We start from the raw sequence: 20,930 nt of genomic DNA, 5'->3' as shown, positions 1-20,930 counted from the left end.
CGCCCGGTGCGGGCGCCGGTGGCGGCGGCCCGCGCTCGCGCGCCCCGCGCGGCACCGCGAAGGGCTCCCGCGCGTCCGAGAACACGCGCGCCGCCGAGGAGAAGCCGCCGGCCCCGCCGGCGCTCCGGCAGCGCCGCGCGAAGGGCGGGGGCACCGCCTCCCGCAAACCCCGCAGGCCCGAGTCGCCGGCCTCCTCGGCGCTCCGGCCGCACCGCGCCACCCACGAGGACGACCGATGAGCGATACCGATACCGCACTGGACTTCGACCTGGACCGGCTGCGCGGCGGCACCCCGCCCCGCAACCACGACGCCCGCACCATCGCCGCGCTGACCGCCAATCCCGGTTGCGCGCGCCGCGGGGTGATGGACGCCGCCGGGGTCGACAAGGACTTCCTCGCGCGGGAGCTCGGGTTCCCCTCGCCGTTCGGCCAGTCGCAGTTCGCCATCACGCGCGGGAACGTGTTCGAGGCCCAGGTCAAGGCGGACGGCTGCGCCGAGCTGCTCACCCTGCTGCGCGAGCGGCTCGGCCTGGAGGTGCCCGAGGTCGCCTACGACGACCTGGAGGTCGTCGCCGGGAACGAGGGCCGCGAGCTGCGGCACGCCCGCACCCGGCGGCTGCTGGCGCGGGCGCTGGAGTCGGGCGAGGGCACGCTGTTCGACCATCCGCTGCTGCGGCTGGAGATCGCGGGCCAGGTCGCCTATCTGGAGCCCGACGTCATCGCCTTCCAGCTGCGCGGCCGGCTGCACGTCATCGAGATCAAGTCGTTCGCGGTGGTGGACGGGCAGGCCGAGCCCGAGCAGGTGGCCGCCGCCGCCCGCCAGTCCGCCGTGTACGTGCTGGCGCTGCGCCGCCTGGTGGCCGAGCTGGGCCACCGGCCCGACCGGGTCTCGCACGAGGTGTTCCTGGTCTGCCCGGAGAACTTCTCCAACCGGCCCACCGCCACGCCGCTGGACGTGCGCCCGCAGCTGGCGGTGCTGGAGCGGCAGCTGGCCAGGCTCACCAAGATCGACCGGATCGTCGGCGAGCTGCCGCCGGACCTGACGTTCGCGCCGGGCGACGCGCTGCCCGAGGCGGTGCGCGCGGTGGAGGCTCGGTACGCGCCCGACTGCATGTCGAGCTGCGAGATGGCCTTCTTCTGCCGGGACGAGGCGCGGGCCTGCGGCGCCACCGGAACGCTCGGCCGCTCGGTCCGGGACGACCTGGGCGGGGTCGACTCGATCGGCACGGCGCTGGGGCTGGCCGAGGGCACGCTCGAGCCGTCCGACGACCTGGCCGAGACGGCGGTGCAGCTGCGCACCGCCGCGCGGCTGCGCCGCGAGGTCCTGGGCGGGGCGGCATGACGGGCTCGCCCCGGGCCCCGCTCCGCGCCCCCGTCGTCCCGTCCCACGGCGAGAGGGCGGAGGTCCCCGCGACGTGAGCGTGCTCACCTCGCTCGCCCAGCTGGAGGCGGCCGCGACCGGCCGCGCCCAGCCCCTGGCGACGGTCCGGCACTGCCACGTGTCGGACGCGCCGCTCGTCCTGATCCCGCTGAAGCTGGCCGGTGAGGCGGCCGCGCCGCTGGCGGTGATGCTGGGCGCCGACCGCGCCGATCCGACGCTGCTGGTCGTCCCGCAGCCGCGCAACCGCGACCTGCGGTTCGCGTTCGCCGCCGACCTGGCCAAGCTGGTCCTCAACCACGTGGAGACCAGCCGCGGCGGCGTGGAGGAGCTGCCGGCGGGCAAGGAGGGCGAGGAGCGGATCCGGTACGCCGACGCCCCGCAGCTGCTGGTGCCGAACCGGGGCGGGGTCGGGTTCCTGCGGCTGCTGGGCCGCTCGACGCGGTTCCGGCGCACCGAGGGGCCGTACGCGGTCGACGCCGCCGTGCCGGTGCTGGGCCGCTGGCTGACGTGGTTCGCCGACCGCAACGACCACCCCGGCTCGTCGCTGCTGCTGGCGATGACCGAGACGCTGCGGCTGCACTGGGCGACCGGGCAGAGCGCCCTGGAGGACGGCAACCTCGCCGCGCTGCTGGGCTGGATCGCCCCGCCCGACGGCCTGGACGGCCCGGCCGCCGCCGCGCTGGCCGAGGACCCGGTCGCCTGGCCCCCGGCCGGTCCGACGACCGACCCGTCGTTCGACAACGAGGTGCTCGCCCCGGCCATCGCCGCCTACGACCACGCGGGCCGCGACCCGCGCGCCGAGGAGCGGGTCCGCAACGTCATCGCCGAGCAGCTCACCCCCACCTGGGAGGTGATGTGGCGGGCGGTGGACGTGCTGCGCGCGCTGCCGCCGGGCGCGAGCGTGGCCTCCCGCTGGGAACGCGACCGCGACTCCTTCACCTACTACCACCAGACGTTCGGCGAGGCGTACCCGCAGGCCCGGCGCGATCCGCCGGTGCGCGCCGCCCGCCGCCTGCACGACCTGGAGCGCGCCCAGGACGCCTACGACGCCCAGCGCGCCTTCGACGACCCGCTCGTCATGGCCGAGCACCGGCTCACCGGCCAGGCGTTCGGCGGCACGGTCGTCGCCAGCGACCCGACCCGGCTGGACGAGACGGGCAAGCGCCCCAAGCTCCGCCCGCACGTGGTCGTCGCGACGGAGGACCCGGTGCGGCTCGACACGGGCGCCACGGTGTGCGACGCGTCCCGGCCGGCGCTCAAGGGCCGCGTGGTGGAGATCGACGCCGCGGCGGGCGAGGTGCTGCTGGAGCTGACCGGGGGCATGGGCCGCAAGCTGGTGCCCGAACCCGGCGTCGTCCCGGAGGCCGGCGCCCGGGTGGTGTTCACCTCGCGCACCGCCGACTCGTGGGGCGCGGCGAAGTTCCCCGACCGCGAGGACACGCCGTGGACGCACGGCGGCCCGCCCGACGAGTACGTCCCCAGCGACGAGGACGCGGCGGAGGAGTGGTCATGAGCGAGCCGGACGGACGGGGGAGGAACGCCATGGGCGAGGCGGAGGAGTTCGGGCTCGATCCCTCCGTGGCGGCGACCAAGGTGGTCGAGGAGGTGCTGGCCGACCTCGACGGCGGGCATCGCGGCGTGGTGGTCGACTCCCCGCCCGGCGCGGGCAAGTCGACGCTGGTGGTGCGGGCGGCCGCGCACCTGGCCGCCGCCGGTGAGCGGCTGATGATCGTCGCGCAGACCAACGAGCAGGTCGACGACCTCATCGACCGGATCGCCGGGAAGCATCCCGACGTCACGCTCGGACGGCTGTCGGCCTCCACCTACACCATCTCCGATCGCGTCGCGGCGTACCCGGGCGTGAAGGTGGCGACGAAGGCCGACCAGTTCGCCGACCGCATGGTCGTCATCGCGACCGCCGCCAAGTGGGCGACGCTGACCGACGGCTCGTGGCCGTGGGCGATCGTGGACGAGGCGTACCAGATGCGCTCGGACATGCTGCTGCGGATCGCCGGGCGGTTCGAGCGGGCGCTGTTCGTGGGCGACCCTGGTCAGCTCGACCCGTTCTCGACCGTCGAGGTGGAGCGCTGGGCGGGCCTGTCGTGGGACCCGATGCGCAGCGCCGTGTCGGTCCTGCTCGCGCACAACCCGGATCTGCCGCTGCACCGCCTTCCGGTGTCCTGGCGGCTGCCCGCCTCGGCGGCGCCGGTGGTGTCGGAGGCGTTCTACCCGTTCACCGGGTTCCGTTCGGGGACGGGTCCGGGTGACCGCCGCCTGGAGTACGGCGCGCAGGGCATGGGCACCAGTTACGACCGCGCGCTGGACGAGGCGGCGGCGTCCGGCTGGGCGTTGTACGAGCTGCCCGCGCGGCACACGCTCCGTACCGACTCCGAGGCCGTGAACGCGACGGCGGCGCTCGCCGTGCGGCTGCTGCAGCGGGGGCCGGTCGCCCATTCCGAGCAGGGCTCCGCGCCCGTCACCGCGGAGCGCGTGGCGATCGGCGCGGCGCACCGCGACCAGGTGACCGCGATCCGGGCGGCGCTGGGCGAGCACGGCGAGGGCATCACGGTCGACACCGCCAACCGGCTCCAGGGCCGCGAGTACGACGTCACCGTCGTCCTGCACCCGTTGTCAGGGCGGCGCGACGCGACCGCGTTCCATCTGGAGTCGGGCCGGCTGTGCGTGCTGGCGTCCCGGCACCGGCACGCGTGCATCGTCGTCGCCAGGGCGGGGATCCCCGAACTCCTGGACGCGCACCCGTCCACCGAGCCCGTGCATCTGGGCGTGCCGGTCAAGTTCCCCGACGGGTGGGAGGCCAATCAGGCCGTGCTCGCCCATCTGTCCCGGCACCGGGTGCAGGCCCACGCCTGAACGGCCGGGTCAGCGCCGGGCGGTCGCGGCCCAGCGGCCGTTGTGGCGGGCGATCTCGATCGGGTGGTCGAAGCAGGCGCTGACGAGCTCGGTGGTGAGGACCTCTCCGGCGGGGCCGGAGGCCAGGACGGCGCCGTCGCGCAGCAGCAGCGCGTGGCTGGTGCTGCTCGGCAGTTCCTCCAGGTGGTGGGTGACCAGGACGCTGGTGAGGTCGGGGCGGCCTTCGCGGAGTTCGTCGATGGCCGACAGCAGGCGTTCGCGGGCGGCGACGTCCAGGCCGGTGGCGGGCTCGTCCAGGAGGAGCAGCCTGGGCTCGGGCATCAGCGCGCGGGCGATCAGCGCCCGGCCCCGCTCGCCCTGGGACAGGTTGGGCCAGCGCGCGCCGGTGCGGGGGGTGAGGCCCATCAGCTCGATGAGCTCGTCGGCGCGGCGCAGCTCGTCCTCGGTGGGCGTCCAGCGGGGCACCAGCTCGATGGTGCCGGTCGCCCCGGTCAGGACGATCTCCCGTACGGTGCGCGCGGACTCCAGCGGGTGGCGCGGGTTGACCTGGCCGATCAGCTTGCGCAGCGCGTGCACGTCGACGCGGCCGAGCCGGTGGCCGAGGACCTCGGCGGCGCCTCGGGTGGGGTGGGTGTAGGCGCCGAGGATGCCCAGGAGGGTGCTCTTGCCGGCGCCGTTGGGACCGAGGAGGGCCCAGTGCTCGCCGGTGAGGACGGTCAGGGTGACCTGGTCGAGCAGGGTCCGGCCCTCGCGGACCAGATCCACCTTGTCGGCGTTGAGGACGATGTCGGCGCCGCCTCCGTGCGCCGGGTTCCGGTCGGTCACGGCGGACCACGCTAGCGGACAGGGGAGGCCGCGGGGCCTGCGGGGTAAGGAGATCGGCGGTGCCCGGCTCGGGTGCGGGGTTCGCGTCCATGGTTCGATGCTGGGGGCCGGACGGATACTGTGAGAGCCGGTGCCCGGCGATCAGGGGAGGGACATGGAGGACATCGGCTTCATGTGCGCCCGCTGCGGCGGCGAGGTGCACGACGTGACCCACAACCGCGAAGGCTCCCTGGACGGCGTGGGCTACCGCCACAACCGGCGCGTCGAGCCCTGGGACCACGAACTGGAGCTGGCCGTCGGCACGCCGACGCCGCGCGCCCGCGCGTGCGACTTCTGCGGGGTGCCCGGGCCGAGCTGGCTCTACTACCCCACGCTGGACCCCGAGGACACCGACATGTTCGAGGTGGAGCTCGACACCACCCACCTGTCGGACGACGACACCGCGGTGGCGGTGCTCAACATGCTGTACCCGTGGTACGCGTGCGACACGTGCTCGGTGCTGGTGGCCGACCGCAACATCGAGCGGCTGATCGTCCGGGCGCTCGACCGCACACCGGTGCGGGACGACGGGCCGGTCGACGAGGAGACCGTCCGGGCCCGGCTGACCGGTTCGCTGTCGGTGTTCTTCACGACGCGTCCCGGGCGCCCGCAGCCGTCGCGGGCTCTCTGAACGGTAAAGCCGACCTCTCCTTTCCGCCAGACCTCCCTTTCCTCACCTGCCCCTTGCCCGGTGTTTCCCATGCCGTCCCGGAGCCTCCGCCGGACGGGCGGCGGCGGGCGCGCGACCCTGGACGCCGGGGTGGCGCGAACGGTTGTCCGAGCGGCTCATTAAGATTCCGTCAGTTTGGGCACGACAGATGAACGTCCGGGGGAAGAAAGTGATCATTGAGACGCGCTACCGCGGTCCCGAGGGATCGGGCAACGGGGGGTATGTCGCGGGGCTGCTGGCCGGGCACGTGTCGTCGGACACGGTGACCGTGGCGTTGCGGCACCCGCCGCCGCTGGAGACCGAGCTGCTGGTGACGGCCGACGACGAGCGGGGGCTGGGCGCGCGGCTGTGGGACGGCGACCGGCTGGTCGCCGAGGCGCTGGCGGGGGCGATCGTGGTGCCGGCGGTGCCGCAGGTGCCGTTCGAGGAGGCGCTGGACGCGGCGGAGAAGTACCGGGCCGCCGAGCGGCACCCGTTCCCGGGGTGCTTCGTGTGCGGGCCCGACCGCGAGCCGGGCGACGGGCTGTGCCTGGAGCCGGGGCCGGTCGGTGAGGGGACCGTCGCGACGCCGTGGGTGCCCGAAGAGGTCCCCGCCCCGGAGATCATGTGGGCGGTGCTGGACTGCCCCGGCGGGCTGGCGTCCGGCCAGGACGACCCGCCGGTGGTGCTGGGCACCATGACGGCCCGGGTCACGGCGCTGCCCGAGGCGGGTGAGCGGTGCGTGGTGATGGGCCTGGCGCGCAGCCGGGAGGGGCGCAAGCTGCACGCGGCGGCGGCCGCCTACGGCGAGGACGGCCGGCTCCTCGGCCGCGCCGAGCAGATCTGGATCGAGGTCGACCCGGACCGTCTCACCGGCTGACCCCAACCGAACCGGCCCGGCCTTCGCGAAGCGCCGCGCCCACCCGCCCCGACAGGCGTAGCCGCTGCCGCGACCCGGCGGCGGCCTACACGCGACCGGATGTCGCGCGCGGCGCGCCGAAGCACGGCCAGTGCGCAGGCAGGCGACCCCGCCACGCGCCTTCCGTGCCACGGGCCGGCCCCCCAACCACGAGCCTCCGGCTGCGGGCGGACCTCCCGGCCACGAGGCTTCCTTGCCACGGGCCTCTTGGGCTCGGGCGGGAGGTCGGCGGCGCGCCCCCGCAGCGCGGCCCGGAGTGGGGCCTCGGGCCGTGAGGGCGCGCGGCGCATCCTGACCGCCACCGACTGCGGTCAGGGACGGACGGTCACGGGCCGGTGTAGAGCGGGTCGTTCGGCTCGCCGGCGCCGTTCATCTGCCTGCCGCTGGGCACGGGGGCGCCCCCGCCCTGTGCGGGCCCTCTCTGCCCCTGCGGCCCGCCCTGCGGCTGGGCGCCCTGTCCGGCGACCGGAACGCCCGGTTGGCCGGGCTGGCTCGGCTGCCCCTGGCCCTGGCCCGGCTGGCCGTGGGCCGGGCCCATCTGCGGGACGCCGGACGCGCCGTAGCGCCCGCCGGGCGGAATGTTGGACGACAGCGTGTTGTGGGTGAACTGGTCGATCTGGCGGCGGGCCCGGTCGGCCTCGGCGCGCGCGGCGTCGCGCTCCTCGGCGAGGGCGGCCAGCGCGGCCTGCTGCTCGGCGACCGACTGCGACAGCTGGCGCAGCTGGAGGGCCTGGTCGCTGACCTTGGTCTGCAGCTCGTCGCGCTCGGTGACGGCCTGCTGGGCCTGGGTCAGGGAGGCGTCGCGCTCCTTGGCGGCCTCCTCGGCGCGGGCGTTGGCCCGTACGGTCTCGGCCTCGGCCTCCGACTGGGCGCGCAGCGCGGTGGCGCGCTCGGCCTCGGCCTTGCTGGCGGCCTGCATGGCCCGCTGGCGCTGCGCCTCGGTGTCGCGCATGGCGTTGCGGAGGTCCTCGGCGCCCTGCTTGGCCACGGCGGACTCGACCCGCTGCGACTCGACGGCGCCCTCGGCCTCGGCGACCTTGGCGTGCAGCGTGACCAGTTCGGCGCGCGCGGCCTCCAGCGCGGCCAGCAGCTCGGTCTCGCGGGCGGCGATGCGGTCGCGCTCGCTCTCGGCGGCCAGCTTGGCGGAGACCGCCTGCTGGGCGATCTGGTGGGCCTCTTCCCAGGCCTGCTGGGCGGCGTCGCGCTTGGCGGTGGCGAGCTTGGACTCCTCGCGGGCGCGGGCGGACTCCCCTTCGGCGGCCTCGGCGCGCTGGCGGGCGGAGGCGGCCTCCTGCCAGGCATCCTCGGCCTGGCGGTGGGAGGCGTCGCGCTCGTTCTGCGCGATGGACAGCTCGCGGGCGGCCTCGGCGCGCACCTCGGCGACGCGGCGCTCGACCCCGGCGACGCTCAGCTCGGAGGTGAGGGAGTCGGCGAGCAGGTCGGCGGTCTTCTCCAGGCGCTCCACCATCTCCCAGGTGGAGGCGACCTGGCCGGTCAGGCCGGGGGCGTCGCGGCCGCGCTCGCGGCGGTTGCGGGCCTCGCGGGCGCAGGCGCCGTCGTTGTCCTGGCAGTAGCGGACGGCGCGCACGGCCCCGACGGGCTGCGGGACGGGCCGCCCGCAGTTGGCGCAGGGCCAGACGGCGACGGGCTCCCCCATGCGGGCCACGGCGGTCTCGGTCCTGGTCTCGGGGACGCGCGACGCGCTCTCGTCGCCGGAGCCGGAGGGCGACGCGGAGGCGGAGCCGGAGCCGGCGGCGGTCCCCTTGCCGGCGGGCTTGGTCCCGGGTCTCGGGGCGTCGACGACGGTCCGGTCGGCGGGATCCTCGGTCGGGGAGCCGGCGGGCTCGGGGGAAGCGGCGGGGGTGGCGGGGGTGGCATCTTTGGTCGTTCCAGCCTCGGAGACCGCGCCTTCGGAAGTCCCGGCCTGCCCCCTGGGGCCGCTATTGTCGCGCTCATCACTCGTAGGCATGGAATGAACCATACGCACTAGTACGCGTGGCTGCAGTTACTTGGGTGCCATGTGGTACCCCGCACTTCCTCGAAGGGCGCCGCGGGCCCCGGACCACGGGATATCGATGGTGACGTTGGGTGCCGCCACAATCACCCCGAGGCGCCACTGCGCCCTTTTCACGCTGTGCGCCGTCCACCCCGCCCGACCCGTCACGCCTGCGGGTCGGGAAGGCCGCCCAGTTCGGGGACGCGGTGGCCGTAGCGCGCCAGGAGCGCCCGGTTGCTCTCGTCGCCGCCGGGGACGTTCGCGCTGGTCCAGCAGGGCAGCTCGACGCCGCGGGCGGCGGCGAGGTCGTCCAGCTCGGCCAGCACCCGCGACCAGGCGTAGGCGGCCATGATCGTGGAGACGGCGGCGGTCCGCGGCGCCTGGGGCGGGTGCAGCACGTCCCCCGGCGGCACGGCGGTGTCCAGCACGATCGTGGCGTGGTCGGCCAGCGTGGTCTCGGCACGGGCGGCGGCGGCCCGCGACGCCTCCGGGGAGGTCACGGCGATCACCGGCACGCCGCGGCCGGCGCACTCGGCGGCGACCTCGACCGGGTAGGGGTTGCGGCCGCTGGTGGAGAAGACCACGGCCACGTCCGGCGGGGCGGGCTCGGCGTCCAGGACGACCGAGCGGCCCAGGCCCTCGGTGCGCTCGGCGCGGGTGCTGCGCAGGGCGTCGTCGAGGGGCAGCACCGAGGGGTCCCAGATCGGCTTGACCGCGGCCAGGCCGCCGGCCCGGTAGAACGTCTCGAAGACCAGGGCGAGCGAGTGGCCGGCGCCGGCGACGTGCACGATGCCGCCGGCCTCGATCGCCGGAAGGAGCAGCGCGGCGGCGTCGGCGATCGCCGTCCCGGATCGGGCGTCGACCTCGTCCAGCAGCGATCGGACGCGATCAGGGTAGGAGGTCCTCCGGAGGGCCTCAGGCATCGGAGCGCGCCTCCTCCCCCGGGGCCTCGGCACGCAGTGCCCGCTCCAGCTCGGCGGCCATCTCGGCGCGGCCGGGCGCCGCGCGCAGCCGGTCGGCCAGCCCCGCCGACAGCGCCCGTGCCAGCGCGGACAGGGACGCGACGTGCGCGTCGGCGTCCGGGGTGCAGAAGGCAAGGAGGAGGTCGACCGGGTCGTTGTCGGGGTGGCCGAACTCGACCGGCTCGGCGAGCCGGGCGGCGGCCACGCCGACGCCCAGGCCGCCGTCCTCGGGACGGGCGTGCGCCAGCGCCAGGCCCTTGGTCAGCACGATGTAGGGGCCGTTCTCCTCCACCACCCGGACGCAGGCGGCGGGGTAGCCCTCCCCCGCGGCGCCCATCTCGACCAGGATCGCGGCCGCCGCCTCGACGGCCTCCTTCCAGCCGGCCGCGGGCACGCCGTCGCGGGCCCCGACCGCCGCAGTGGACTCCGTCACGCGAGCCAGCCCTTCTCGGTCAGCCGCTCGAGCAGGCGGGCCTGCAGGCCCTCCTTGTCGAGGAAGTCGGTCACCGTGATCACCACCGGGGCCAGGTCCTCGATCTCGCTGGTGTGCATGCCCTGCCCGATGATCACGTCCGGGGTCATGCCGCGGGCGGTGGAGATGTCGGTGTTCTCCACGCGGGCGTCCACGTCCAGGGCGCGCAGCGCGTCCTCGGCGGTCATCTTGAGCATCAGGCTGGATCCCATGCCCACGCCGCAGACGGCGAGCACCTCCAGCGTGCGGTCCAATGCCATGTCGTCGTGTCTCCTTCTTCCTTCTGGACGCCGGATGGGGCGGGCGTCGCGGCCCGGGCGGCGGGCCGGGCCGGGACGCCCGTTCTGTCAGGCCTTCTTGCCGCCCTCGGTGGCGGGCTCGGTTCCGGCCGGGACGGCGTCCTTGGCCGCGGCCTCGCGCCGCTCGCGGCGGCCCAGGATCAGCAGTGTCCCCGCGGTGACGGCCAGGGCCACCACCGGGACGGCCCAGATCGAGGCGTCGCCGACCACCGGGTCGATCGCCTTGAGCAGCCACGCGATGGCGTACCAGTCGGGGTCGGCCAGGGTGGCCAGCTCGGGCGCGGTCCGCTCGAACAGGCCCCAGGTGACGGCCTGCCCGATCGCCAGGATCAGACCCGTGATGACGCCGCCGATCACCGCGCCGCGCCAGCCGGCCACCACGTTGCCGAACAGCGCCGCCGCGCCGCCCACGAAGAACAGCATGATCATGGGCGGGGCCAGGGTGAACCAGCCGGCCGTGGCGAAGACGCCCAGGCAGGCCAGGAACACCGTGGTGGACGCCACAAAGCCGATCATCACGGCGGTGGGCGCCACCGGGAACACCGTCGGGGCGTCCAGCGCGGGCCGGGTGCCCGGGATCACCTTGTCGCTGAAGCCCTTGAACGCGGGCACGATCTCGGCCAGGAACATCCGCACGCCGAACAGCAGGATCGCGATGCCGCCCGCGAAGCGCAGGCCGACCAGCAGCGCCCACACCCAGGGCGAGAGCTTCTCGTCCATCTCGGCGGCCAGCTTGGCCACCACCTGGTCGTCGGCGAAGGCCACCGCCACCAGCATGATGACGGAGATGACCAGGGCGGTGCTGACGTTGACGTCCTTGAAGAACGACAGCTGGCGGGGCAGCTTCACCTTCTCGGTGTCGTGCCGCTCGCGGTCGCCGAACGGGCGGGCGAGGTATCCGGTGGCCAGCGCGGCCAGGGAGCTGGTGTGCGCGAACCCGAACCGGTCGTCGGGCATCACCCGGCGCATCAGCGGCCGCATCCACAGCGGCTGCAGCGTCCAGTACGCGGCCACGAACCCGGCCCCGCACAGCACGAGGGTCAGCTGGTCGGCGCCGGGCGCGATGGTGACCAGCCCGGCGACCACCACGGTGCTGATCCAGAACATCAGGTGCCCGGTCAGGTAGAGGTACCGGGCCGCGGGGAAGATCCGCACGATCGCCACGTGCAGCAGGAACGCCACCGTGATGACCAGCGCGATCGTGCCGCCCTCGCGGCCGAGGAAGTCGGTCAGGCTGTTGTCGGCCTTGGGCGGCGTGGTGCCCATCGCGTCGGCCAGCACGGTCTGGAAGCTGGTCAGCCCGCCGGTGAAGATCTCCACGCCGATGAACAGGATGACCACGCCGATGGTGGCGCGCAGCGCGCCGGCGAGGGTGTCCTCGAAGCGCTTGCGCTGCAGCAGCAGCCCGATCAGCGTGATCAGGCCGATGAGGATGGGGACCTGGCCGAACACGTTGTCGGCCAGGAAGGTGAGGGTGTCCTTGAAGATGTCCACGGTCTGGTCTCCGTTCCTGCGGGGCACCGAATCCCCGGCCGGCGGCGCGGCCGGCCGGGCGGGGGTTCGGGTCTGTCGGTGCGCCGGTGCCCCCGCCGGCGCGGGTGAAGCGGTGGGGCCTGCCGCGGCCCGTTCCTGCCGCGGCCGGTCAGCGCGGGACCGGTTTCAGCTCCAGTTCGAGCCGGTAGCGGTCACCCCGGTAGAGGGAGCGGACGTACTCGACCGGCCGCCCCTCCTCGGTGTGGCTGACCCGCTCGAACAGGAACGCCGGCGCGTGCACCGGAACGCCCAGCACCTCGGCCTCCTCGGCCGTGGTGACGGTGGGCTCGATCGTCTCCCGGCCGGAGGCGAGGACGATGCCGTGTTCCCGCAGCAGGGTGTAGAAGGACCGTCCTTCCAGATCCTCGCGGCGCAGCTCCGGCACCAGCGCCCTGGGGAGGTAGAGGGTCTCGATCGCCATGGTGGCGCCGTCCGCCAGCCGGAGCCGGCGAATGGTAAATACCTCTTCCATCGGGGAGATGGACAGCCTGCGGCCGATCTTCGCCCCGGCGGTCTCGGTCCGGAACGACAGCACCCGGCCCCCCGGGCGCATGCCGCGCCGGATCATGTCCTCGGTGAACGACGACATGGTCAGCGCCACCGCGATCTTGCGTTCGGCCACGTAGGTGCCGCTGCCCTGGCGCCGGTCCAGCAGCCCCTGGGCGGCCAGCTCGTCGATCGCGGCCCGGAGGGTGGGCCGCGACACGCCCAGCTCGGCGGCCAGCCGGCGCTCGGACGGCAGCGCGTCGCCGACCTCCAGGCCCTCCAGCATGGCCAGCAGTTCGCGGCGCACCGCCCGCCGTTTCGTGGTCGCGGGTTCCGGCTCACCGACGGATCGCACGCCGCTCACCTCCCCTTCCCTTCGTACCGTCGGTCCTCAGGTTAGGCTGCGGTCAGCAATTGGTCAATACCACTTTGGAACGGTCTGAGAAAACGCCGAGCACCCGCCCGGAGGACGGGTGCTCGGGGGGAACCCGGGGTGCTCGGGGGTGAACGTCAGCGGGCGCCGTGCTGCGCCATGGCCTTGCGGATCCGCTTGTCGGAGACCGGGTAGCGGGTGCCGAGCTGCTGGGCGAACAGGCTCACCCGCAGTTCCTCCAGCATCCACCGGATCTGCCGCACGGACTCCTCGTCGCGCCGGGCCGGGTGCAGCCGCTGCACGAACAGCCCGTACTCGGCCTCCAGCGCCCCGGCCTGGTTCATGAGCAGCCGGTCGCGGTTCGGGTTCTCGGGCAGCTTGTCGAGCCGGACCTGCAGCGCCCGCAGGTAGCGCGGCAGATCGGGCAGCCGCTGCCGGCCCGTCTCGGTCACGAACCCCGCGTGCACCAGCCCGGTCAGCCGCTCCCGGATGTCGGTCAGCGACGGGACCAGGACGAGGCTGGCCGTGCCGCGCAGCCGCCGGTCGATCTCGTGCGACTCGGCCAGGATCCGCTCCACCTGCGCCACGATCGCGGCGGTGGCGTCGTGCAGGTCGGCGCGGACCCGGTCGTACAGCGCGCGGAAGCCCGCCTCGTCCCAGGCCGGGCCCCCGGCCTCGGCGATGAGCCGGTCGGCGGCGGCCGTCACGCAGTCGTCGAACAGGGCCGCCACCGAACCGTGCGGGTTGTGGCTGAGCGCCAGCTTGCCCTGGTTGGTGAGGCGGCCCTGGATGAGCTTGACCGGGGACGGGGCGTTGAGGAGGATCAGCCGCCGCGTCCCCCGCCACATCGCCGAGCGCTGCTCGGCCTCGGTCTCGTACATGCGGACCGCGACGCTGTCGCCCTCGTCGGTCAGCGCCGGGAACGCCTTGACCTCGTACCCGGCCTGCTTGCGCTCGTAGGTGCGGGGCAGCTCGCCGATCGTCCACTCGCGCAGGCCGGTGCGCTCCACTCCCCCGGCCGTCGCCGCCTTCGACAGGGTGCCGCGCACCTTGCCCTTGAGCCGGCGTTTGAGGGCGTCGAGGTCGGTGTCCTCGGCGAGGGTGCGCTTGCGGTCGTCCACCACCCGGAAGGTGATCCGCAGGTGCGCGGGCAGGCGGCCCAGGTCCCAGGCCTCGCGGGCGATCTGGACGCCGGTCATGTCGCGCAGTTCGCGTTCGAGGGCGTCCAGGAGGGGCTCGGTACGCGGCGTGAGCCGCTCCAGCGCCTTGCGCGCGTAGTCGGGCGCCGGGACGAAGTTGACCCGCAGCTGCTTGGGCAGCGACCGGATCAGCTCGGTGACCAGCTCGCCGCGCAGCCCCGGCACCTGCCATTCGAAGCCGTCCGGGCGCACCTGGTTGAGCACCTGCACCGGGATGTGGACGGTCACGCCGTCGGCGTCGGCGCCGGGCTCGAACTGGTAGGTCAACCGCAGCCCCAGCGGGCCCTGCCGCCAGGAGTCGGGGTAGTCGGCCTCGCTGACGTCCCCGGCGTTCTGGTTGATGAGCATCGACTTCTCGAAGCTCAGCAGGTCGGGCTCGTCGCGCCGGGTCCGCTTCCACCAGGTGTCGAAGTGCCGCCCGGAGACCACGTCCTCGGGGACGCGCTCGTCGTAGAAGTCGAAGAGGGTCTCGTCGTCGACGAGGATGTCGCGGCGCCGGGCGCGGTGCTCCAGCTCCTCGACCTCCTCCAGCAGCGCCCGGTTGTCGTGGAAGAACCGGTGGTGGGTCTCCCAGTCGCCCTCGACGAGCGCGTGCCGGATGAACAGCTCCCGCGACAGCGCGGGGTCGATCGAGCCGTAGTTGACGCGGCGCTGCGCCACGATCGGGACGCCGTAGAGGGTGACCTTCTCGTAGGCCATGACGGCGGCCTGCTTCTTGGACCAGTGCGGCTCGCTGTAGTTGCGCTTGACCAGGTGCCCGGCCAGCGGCTCGACCCACTCGGGCTCGATCTTGGCGTTGATCCGCCCCCAGAGCCGGGAGGTCTCGACCAGCTCGGCCGCCATCACCCAGCGCGGCGGCTTCTTGAACAGCGCCGATCCGGGGAAGACGGCGAACTTGGCGCCGCGCGCCCCCACGTACTCGTTCAGCTGGCGGCGCCGCTGACCGCCGCCACCGCCGCCCTCGTCCTTCTTGTCGGCGTCCATCAGGCCGATGTGCGACAGCAGGCCCGACAGCAGCGCGACGTGGACGCGGTCGGGCGGCGCGTCGGCGGTGTTGGGCGTGACGCCCAGGGACTTGGCGACCTGCTTGAGCTGGGAGTGCAGGTCCTGCCATTCGCGGACGCGCAGGAAGTGCAGGAACTCGTTCTTGCACATCCGCCGGAACTGGCTGCCCGACAGCTCCCGCTGCTGCTCCCGCAGGTAGTTCCACAGGTTCAGGTAGGCCAGGAAGTCGGAGGTGGGGTCGGCGAAGCGGCGGTGCTTCTCGTCGGCGGCCTGCTGGTGCTCGGCGGGACGCTCGCGCGGGTCCTGGATCGACAGCGCCGCCGCGATGATCAGCACCTCGCGGACGCAGCCGTTGGCCTCGGCCTCCAGCACCATCCGGCCCAGCCGCGGGTCGATCGGCAGCTGAGCCAGCCGCCGCCCCCGCTCGGTGAGGCGCTTGCGCGGGTCCTTCTCGGCCGGGTCGAGCGCGCCCAGCTCGTGCAGCAGGTCGACGCCCGCCTTGACGTTGCGGCGGTCCGGCGGCTCCACGAACGGGAACGCGGCGATGTCGCCCAGCCCCAGCGCGGTCATCTGCAGGATGACCGAGGCCAGGTTGGTCCGCAGGATCTCCGGGTCGGTGAACTCGGGCCGGGTCTCGAAGTCCTCCTCCGAGTACAGCCGGACGCAGATGCCCTCCGACACGCGCCCGCAGCGGCCCTTGCGCTGGTTGGCCGACGCCTGCGACACCGGCTCGATCGGCAGCCGCTGCACCTTGAGCCGGTGGCTGTAGCGGGAGATGCGGGCGGTGCCGGGGTCGACGACGTACTTGATGCCCGGGACGGTCAGGGACGTCTCGGCGACGTTGGTGGCCAGCACGATCCGCCGCCCCCGGTGGGCCTGGAAGACCCGGTGCTGCTCGGCCGACGACAGCCGCGCGTACAGCGGCAGCACCTCGGTGGCCTCGCCGCGCCGCCCCCGCAGGTGCTTGGTGAGGGCGTCGGCGGTGTCGCGGATCTCGCGCTCGCCGCTGAGGAACACCAGGACGTCGCCGGGGGCCTCCAGCGCCAGCTCGTCCACCGCGTCGAGGATGCCCTGGATCTGGTCGCGGTCGGGGTCGGCCTTGGCGTCCTCGGGGTCCGACAGCGGCCGGTAGCGCACCTCCACCGGATACGTGCGGCCGGAGACCTCCACGATCGGGGCGTCGTCGAAGTGCCGGGAGAACCGCTCGGGGTCGATGGTGGCCGAGGTAATGATGATCTTGAGGTCGGGCCGGCGCGGCAGGATCTCCCTGAGGTACCCGAGCAGGAAGTCGATATTGAGGCTGCGCTCGTGCGCCTCGTCGATGATCAGCGTGTCGTAGCGGCGCAGCAGCCGGTCGGTCTGGATCTCGGCCAGCAGGATGCCGTCGGTCATCAGCTTGACCAGCGTGTCGTCGCTCGACCGGTCGGTGAAGCGGACCTTGTAGCCGACCGCCTCGCCCAGCTCGGTGCCCAGCTCCTCGGCGATCCGGTCGGCGACGGTGCGGGCGGCCAGCCGGCGCGGCTGGGTGTGCCCGATCGAGCCGAGCACGCCGCGGCCCAGCTCCAGGCAGATCTTGGGCAGCTGGGTGGTCTTGCCGGAGCCGGTCTCACCGGCGACGATCACGACCTGGTGGTCGCGGATCGCCGCCGCGATGTCGTCCTTCTTCTGGCTGACCGGCAGCTGCTCCGGGTAGGTGATCGCGGGCACGGCGGCGCGGCGCCGGGCGACCCGGCGCTCGGCGGCCTCCACGTCGGCGGCGATCTCCCGGGCCACCTGCTCGCGCCGGGACGCGTCGCGCATGTTCTGCGTTCCGTCGATACGCCGGCGGAGCCGGTGCCGGTCCAGCGGCATCAGCTCGGGCAGTCGCGCGCGCAGATCGGCGAGCGGCGCTTTCACAGGAGTCCTCATAAGCTTCGACAAGGATAGGTCGCGGGCCGGAGTGATCTTGCAGGGCGGCCGGGCCGCGCGGCCGCGACCTACGCACGGTAGCCGCCGGGGGCGGGCGGGGGCGATCGATTTTTCCGCCGCACGTGCAACGCGCGCCGGGGGCCGGTCATTCCATCTCCTGCGACAGCTCGGTTACCGTGCGAAGTCGCCGTGCATCGTTCAGGATGGTCGAACATGGGGACTCCACGTGGCGCCGGGCGCTACCGGATCGACAGGCTGCTGGGTTCGGGGGGATTCGCGGCGGTCTGGCTGGGTCATGACGAGGACCTGGACGCCCCGGTCGCGATCAAGATCCTGGCCGATCACTGGACGCTGCGCGAGGACGTCCGGGAGCGGTTCGTCCAGGAGGCCCGGCTGCTGCGGCAGGTCGACTCGCACCGGCTCGTCCAGGTGTACGACATCGGCGAGCTGGACGACGGCCGCCCCTACTTCGTGATGACCTACGCCGACCGCGGCACCATGGAGGAGCGCCTGGACGGCGGGGCGCTGCCGCTGAACGAGGCGCTGCGGGCGGCCCGGGAGATCGCCGAGGGCGTGCAGGCGCTGCACGAGCGAGGGATCGTGCACCGCGACCTCAAGCCGTCCAACGTGCTCATCCGCTCCGCCCAGGGCGAGGGCCCCGGCGAGCGGATCATGCTGTCCGACCTGGGCATCGCCCGCACCGGCGACCGGCTGTCCAGCCTCACGCTGCCCGCCGGCTCCCCCGGCTACATGGCGCCCGAGCAGACCCAGATCGACGGCGCGCCGGACCAGCGGTCGGACGTGTACGGGCTGGGCGCGCTGACCTACCACCTGCTGACCGGGGAGCCGCCGGGCGAGGACCGGCGCCCGCCCAGCGAGGTCGAGCCCGCGATCCCGCCCGCGGTGGACCGGGTCGTGCTGCGCGCGCTGGAGCACGATCGGGACGCGCGCTGGCCGACCGCGGCGGCGTTCGCGAACGCCCTCGACCGCATCACCAGCAGGATCGACACCGACCCCCTGGCGGCGGCCGCCGTGGCCCGCGACCGCCCGGCGAGGCGCCGGGCGCCGGGCCGCCGGACACTGGCGGTGGCCGGAAGCGCGGTCGCCGTCGCGGCCGTGGCGATCGGCGCGGCCTTCCTCGTCCTGGACGACGGCGGGGGACGGGCCGCTGACGCGACCGCCAAGAGAGCCGACCCGCAGGGCCGCTGGCTGCGCACCGATGCCGGGATCCCCTCGCAGTACCGAGCCCTGATCGTCCGGGCGGGCACGTGGTGCGAGATGAAGGGCCTGTCCCCCGCGCTGATCGCGGCGATGCTCAAGGTGGAGAGCGACTTCGACCCAAAGCTGTCGGACCCGCAGATGGACGAGTACGGCATCGCCCGCTGGACGCCGCGCGTGCTCGTCCACTGGCAGCCGGGCGGGCTCAACAACCCGGAGCCGCGCCCGGCCCAGATCACGCCCGAGCTGTCGATCCCCGCGATGGGCCGCTACCTGTGCTTCTGGGGCAAGGACCTGGTCAACGTCCAGGGCGACCCCGCGCTCAACCTCGCCGCCGCGTACCGCACCTCGTCCAAGACCGTGGTGAAGGAGAACGGCGTCCCGGACAAGTACCAGCAGTACACCGCCCGGGTCGCCACCCTCATCGACGCCTACGAACCTCGCTGAGCACGCGGCACGAGGCGCAGCGCGAGCCCGGGGCACCTGGCCACGGCCCGGCGGGCGTCGTCCTCCAGCCGGGCGGGGACCGGCTCGCCGGGGATGACCGGATAGCCGTACTCGTCCATGCGCACCAGCCCGCGCAACACGTCGGCGCAGAGCCCGTGGCCGTCGCAGCGGCTCCAGTCGACCTCCAGGCGCAGCCGCGCGTCGGTGTCGGCGGGCAGCACGCCGAGCACCGGCCGCCCGCAGCCACCGCCGTCGACGTGCCGGGCGGCGTCGGCCGCGAAGACCTCCAGCGCCGACAGGACGAACCGGGCCGTCCCGTCGGGGTGGGCGCACGCGCCGCGCCGCTCGGCCATCCGGGCCGACCGCCGGACGGTCTCGCACGCGGCCGCGGCGTCCCGGCCCTCGGCGAGCGCGGCCAGCGCCCCGGCGAGGTCGGGAAGGCCGAGCCGGCAGGGGCCGCACTGCCCTGCCGACTCGGCCGCCAGATAGCGCACGACCCGCGCGCACTCCCCCAGCGGGCAGGTGCCGCGGCCGAGCGGCATCACGATGCCCGCGCCGAGGGTGCCGCCCACCGCCGCCAGGCCCTCCCGCGACAGCCGCGTGCCGACCGCCGCGTCCCCCGGGATCCAGGCGCCGTGGTAGCCGCCGACCAGGACGCCCTCCCCGGCACGGGTCCCGCACAGGTCCAGCAGGTGGCCGAGGGGCGCCCCGGCCGGGGTCTCCACGACGGCCGGGAAGCGGGCCGAGCCGGTCACGGTCAGCAGCACGGTGCCGGGCTCGCCGGGCGTGCCGACCGATCCATACCGGCGCGGCCCGAGCCCGGCGAGGACGGCCAGCTGGGCGTAGGTCTCGGCGTTGGACAGCAGTGTGGGCATCCCGCCGACGCCCTTGGTGGACGCGCGGACCTTGCGGCCGGGCGGCACCGGCCGCCTGCCGTTGATACCGCGGATCAGCGCGCCGCTCTCCCCGGTGATGAACCGCTCGGGGAGCCGCACGACCCGGGCCCGCCCGTCCAAGCCCCGCTCGGCGAGGGCGCGCTCCATCGACTCGGCGGCGGTCTCGTCGGTCACGCCGAGGACGATCTCGGTGGCGCCGAGCGCGGTCGCGGCCAGGGTGGCGCCGTCCAGGACCAGGTGCGGGGCGCGGCACAGCAGCACCTTGTCCTTGGCGCTCCCGGGCTCGCCCTCGGTGCCGTTGACGACCACGACGGGCCGCCCGCGCCGCCGTGCGGCGTCGAGGACCGCGCGCGCCTTGCGAGCGAACGGGAACGCGGCGCCGCCCCGGCCGTGCAGCCGCCCCTCCTCGGCGAGCGCGACCAGCCGGGCGGCGGTCAGCGGCCGCGGCTCGGGGTGGACGCGGCGGTGCGCGTCCCAGTCCAGACGGGCGGCGCCGTCCAGGCCGGCGGTGAGGCGGGGCGGGCCGAGGTGCCGCACTGCTATCCGGGTCACGGCGCCCGCCTCGCCGCCCGCGCCCGCAGGATCGGCCGGGCGGCCAGCGCGGCCGCGACGCCGCCGAGGCAGCACAGGTAGGCCGCCGTCACCCAGGGGGCGGGGTCGCGCCCGGCGGTGAGGCCGTGGCCGATGGCCAGCGGCCAGGCGGCGTAGGCGGTGAGGTGCAGCGCCCGCCAGGTCCAGGGCCTTCGGGACGCGGCGAACCGTCCTCGCGCGATCCCGCTGGCGACCGCGACGATCAGCAGGTAGAACGCCACGGTGCCCAGGCCGGATTCGCGCGTCGGCAGGAACATCTGGGCGGCGCCGACCCGGTGACGCAGCAGCTGGGTGGCCAGGTGGAGCAGCAGCATGGCGACGGCGGTGAACGCGGCGGCGCGGTGCAGCGCCTGGGCCCGCACCCGGTTGCCCGGGGACAGCAGGGTCTGCTCGGCGGCCAGAACTCCGATCATGACCGAGATCGACAGCGCCACCAGCGCGAAGACGCCGCAGTAGAAGTCGAGGAAGTCACCCACCGCCGCGACCGCCGGGGTGGACCAGCCGAGCGAGATCGCCAGGCCGAGGAGGAGACCGGCGGCGGCAGGCACGGCGAAGGCCCGCAGCACAACGCCCCGCGCCGCGGTCGCGGGCCCTCGCGCACGCCCGGCCCCACGGCCTTCCGGGGCGCCGCCCAGGCCGAAGCCCAGGGTCATCTCGTGCGGCGGGCGGTCGGGATCCATCGCTCGTCAGCACCGGCCTCTCGGAATCGTCCCCTCACGAATCCTGACGGCCTCTACGATGCCCGCTCCGGGCGTCCGGTTCGGTGATTTTCCCGTAACCATGCGTGATCAACGACCAGAAGGCGGCAGGTCAAAGCGACGCCGTGCGATGCCGTGCGATGCCGTGCGAACGGGCCGCGGA

At 74.4% G+C, this 20,930-nt stretch carries 17 protein-coding genes; 7 read left to right on the top strand and 10 right to left on the bottom strand.

What is annotated here, in order from left to right:
- The 4 genes from ACFPZN_RS35440 to ACFPZN_RS35425 all read left to right on the top strand — a co-directional run.
- Positions 1-239, top strand: a 239-nt coding sequence (locus ACFPZN_RS35440) for a hypothetical protein (RefSeq protein WP_378286790.1), incomplete at its 5' end; no start/stop codon positions are given.
- Positions 236-1,342, top strand: a complete 1,107-nt coding sequence (locus ACFPZN_RS35435) for a hypothetical protein (RefSeq protein WP_378286789.1) — start codon at positions 236-238, stop codon at positions 1,340-1,342. The genes ACFPZN_RS35440 and ACFPZN_RS35435, both read left to right, overlap by 4 nt.
- 73 nt (positions 1,343-1,415) lie before the next feature.
- Positions 1,416-2,894, top strand: coding sequence for a hypothetical protein (locus ACFPZN_RS35430; RefSeq protein ID WP_378286788.1), 1,479 nt, complete (start codon positions 1,416-1,418; stop codon positions 2,892-2,894).
- Positions 2,891-4,252: an AAA family ATPase gene (locus tag ACFPZN_RS35425; RefSeq protein ID WP_378286787.1), complete on the top strand. Its 1,362-nt coding sequence runs from the start codon at positions 2,891-2,893 to the stop codon at positions 4,250-4,252. Before ACFPZN_RS35430 ends, ACFPZN_RS35425 begins: the two co-directional genes overlap by 4 nt.
- Before the next feature lie 9 nt (positions 4,253-4,261).
- Here ACFPZN_RS35425 and ACFPZN_RS35420 read toward each other — a convergent pair whose 3' ends face one another.
- Positions 4,262-5,077, bottom strand: coding sequence for an ABC transporter ATP-binding protein (locus ACFPZN_RS35420; protein WP_378286786.1), 816 nt, complete (start codon positions 5,075-5,077; stop codon positions 4,262-4,264).
- 154 nt (positions 5,078-5,231) lie between these two features.
- On the opposite strand from ACFPZN_RS35420, the gene ACFPZN_RS35415 reads away from it, so the two are divergent.
- On the top strand, positions 5,232-5,747 hold the full coding sequence (locus tag ACFPZN_RS35415) for a hypothetical protein (RefSeq protein WP_378286785.1): 516 nt from the start codon (positions 5,232-5,234) through the stop codon (positions 5,745-5,747).
- A gap of 208 nt (positions 5,748-5,955) precedes the next feature.
- The gene (locus ACFPZN_RS35410) at positions 5,956-6,645 is read left to right on the top strand and encodes a hypothetical protein (protein WP_378286784.1); all 690 of its coding nucleotides are present in this window, start codon (positions 5,956-5,958) and stop codon (positions 6,643-6,645) included.
- Between the two features lie 364 nt (positions 6,646-7,009).
- Here ACFPZN_RS35410 and ACFPZN_RS35405 read toward each other — a convergent pair whose 3' ends face one another.
- The 7 genes from ACFPZN_RS35405 to hrpA form a co-directional block, all read right to left on the bottom strand.
- On the bottom strand, positions 7,010-8,653 hold the full coding sequence (locus ACFPZN_RS35405; protein WP_378286783.1) for a coiled-coil domain-containing protein: 1,644 nt from the start codon (positions 8,651-8,653) through the stop codon (positions 7,010-7,012).
- A gap of 191 nt (positions 8,654-8,844) precedes the next feature.
- Positions 8,845-9,603, bottom strand: coding sequence for a sugar isomerase domain-containing protein (locus ACFPZN_RS35400; RefSeq protein WP_378286782.1), 759 nt, complete (start codon positions 9,601-9,603; stop codon positions 8,845-8,847).
- Positions 9,596-10,075 (bottom strand): PTS sugar transporter subunit IIA, encoded by a 480-nt coding sequence (locus ACFPZN_RS35395; protein ID WP_378286781.1) that lies wholly within the window; start codon positions 10,073-10,075, stop codon positions 9,596-9,598. The genes ACFPZN_RS35400 and ACFPZN_RS35395 overlap by 8 nt, the downstream gene beginning before the upstream one ends.
- On the bottom strand, positions 10,072-10,374 hold the full coding sequence (locus ACFPZN_RS35390) for a PTS sugar transporter subunit IIB (RefSeq protein WP_378286780.1): 303 nt from the start codon (positions 10,372-10,374) through the stop codon (positions 10,072-10,074). The genes ACFPZN_RS35395 and ACFPZN_RS35390 overlap by 4 nt, the downstream gene beginning before the upstream one ends.
- A gap of 87 nt (positions 10,375-10,461) precedes the next feature.
- Positions 10,462-11,907 (bottom strand): PTS ascorbate transporter subunit IIC, encoded by a 1,446-nt coding sequence (locus ACFPZN_RS35385; RefSeq protein ID WP_378286779.1) that lies wholly within the window; start codon positions 11,905-11,907, stop codon positions 10,462-10,464.
- Positions 11,908-12,055: 148 nt separating this feature from the next.
- Positions 12,056-12,787 (bottom strand): GntR family transcriptional regulator, encoded by a 732-nt coding sequence (locus tag ACFPZN_RS35380; RefSeq protein ID WP_378286778.1) that lies wholly within the window; start codon positions 12,785-12,787, stop codon positions 12,056-12,058.
- Between the two features lie 155 nt (positions 12,788-12,942).
- On the bottom strand, positions 12,943-16,905 hold the full coding sequence (gene hrpA, locus ACFPZN_RS35375; RefSeq protein ID WP_378286777.1) for an ATP-dependent RNA helicase HrpA: 3,963 nt from the start codon (positions 16,903-16,905) through the stop codon (positions 12,943-12,945).
- Between the two features lie 225 nt (positions 16,906-17,130).
- Between hrpA and ACFPZN_RS35370 the strand changes: the two genes are divergently transcribed.
- Positions 17,131-18,582, top strand: a complete 1,452-nt coding sequence (locus tag ACFPZN_RS35370) for a serine/threonine-protein kinase (RefSeq protein WP_378286776.1) — start codon at positions 17,131-17,133, stop codon at positions 18,580-18,582.
- On the opposite strand, the gene ACFPZN_RS35365 is transcribed toward ACFPZN_RS35370, so the two are convergent.
- On the bottom strand, positions 18,567-20,030 hold the full coding sequence (locus ACFPZN_RS35365) for an NADH-ubiquinone oxidoreductase-F iron-sulfur binding region domain-containing protein (protein ID WP_378286775.1): 1,464 nt from the start codon (positions 20,028-20,030) through the stop codon (positions 18,567-18,569). The two genes, ACFPZN_RS35370 and ACFPZN_RS35365, sit on opposite strands and share 16 nt — an antisense overlap.
- Entirely contained in the window at positions 20,027-20,749 is a 723-nt protein-coding gene (locus ACFPZN_RS35360) for a hypothetical protein (protein WP_378286773.1), read from the bottom strand. The genes ACFPZN_RS35365 and ACFPZN_RS35360 overlap by 4 nt, the downstream gene beginning before the upstream one ends.
- Positions 20,750-20,930: the final 181 nt, after the last annotated feature.

Source organism: Actinomadura rugatobispora (genome assembly GCF_042656285.1).
GTDB lineage: Bacteria > Actinomycetota > Actinomycetes > Streptosporangiales > Streptosporangiaceae > Spirillospora > Spirillospora rugatobispora.
This window is presented reverse-complemented; position numbering and strand designations above follow the sequence as displayed.

What these genes read in the sequence shown, in the direction of transcription:
- ACFPZN_RS35360 (WP_378286773.1), bottom strand. Translation starts at nt 20,749, where the DNA reads ATGGATCCCGACCGCCCGCCGCACGAGATGACCCTGGGCTTCGGCCTG.
- ACFPZN_RS35390 (WP_378286780.1), bottom strand. Translation starts at nt 10,374, where the DNA reads ATGGCATTGGACCGCACGCTGGAGGTGCTCGCCGTCTGCGGCGTGGGC.
- ACFPZN_RS35415 (WP_378286785.1), top strand. Translation starts at nt 5,232, where the DNA reads ATGGAGGACATCGGCTTCATGTGCGCCCGCTGCGGCGGCGAGGTGCAC.
- ACFPZN_RS35425 (WP_378286787.1), top strand. Translation starts at nt 2,891, where the DNA reads ATGAGCGAGCCGGACGGACGGGGGAGGAACGCCATGGGCGAGGCGGAG.
- ACFPZN_RS35400 (WP_378286782.1), bottom strand. Translation starts at nt 9,603, where the DNA reads ATGCCTGAGGCCCTCCGGAGGACCTCCTACCCTGATCGCGTCCGATCG.
- ACFPZN_RS35435 (WP_378286789.1), top strand. Translation starts at nt 236, where the DNA reads ATGAGCGATACCGATACCGCACTGGACTTCGACCTGGACCGGCTGCGC.
- ACFPZN_RS35370 (WP_378286776.1), top strand. Translation starts at nt 17,131, where the DNA reads ATGGGGACTCCACGTGGCGCCGGGCGCTACCGGATCGACAGGCTGCTG.
- ACFPZN_RS35405 (WP_378286783.1), bottom strand. Translation starts at nt 8,653, where the DNA reads ATGCCTACGAGTGATGAGCGCGACAATAGCGGCCCCAGGGGGCAGGCC.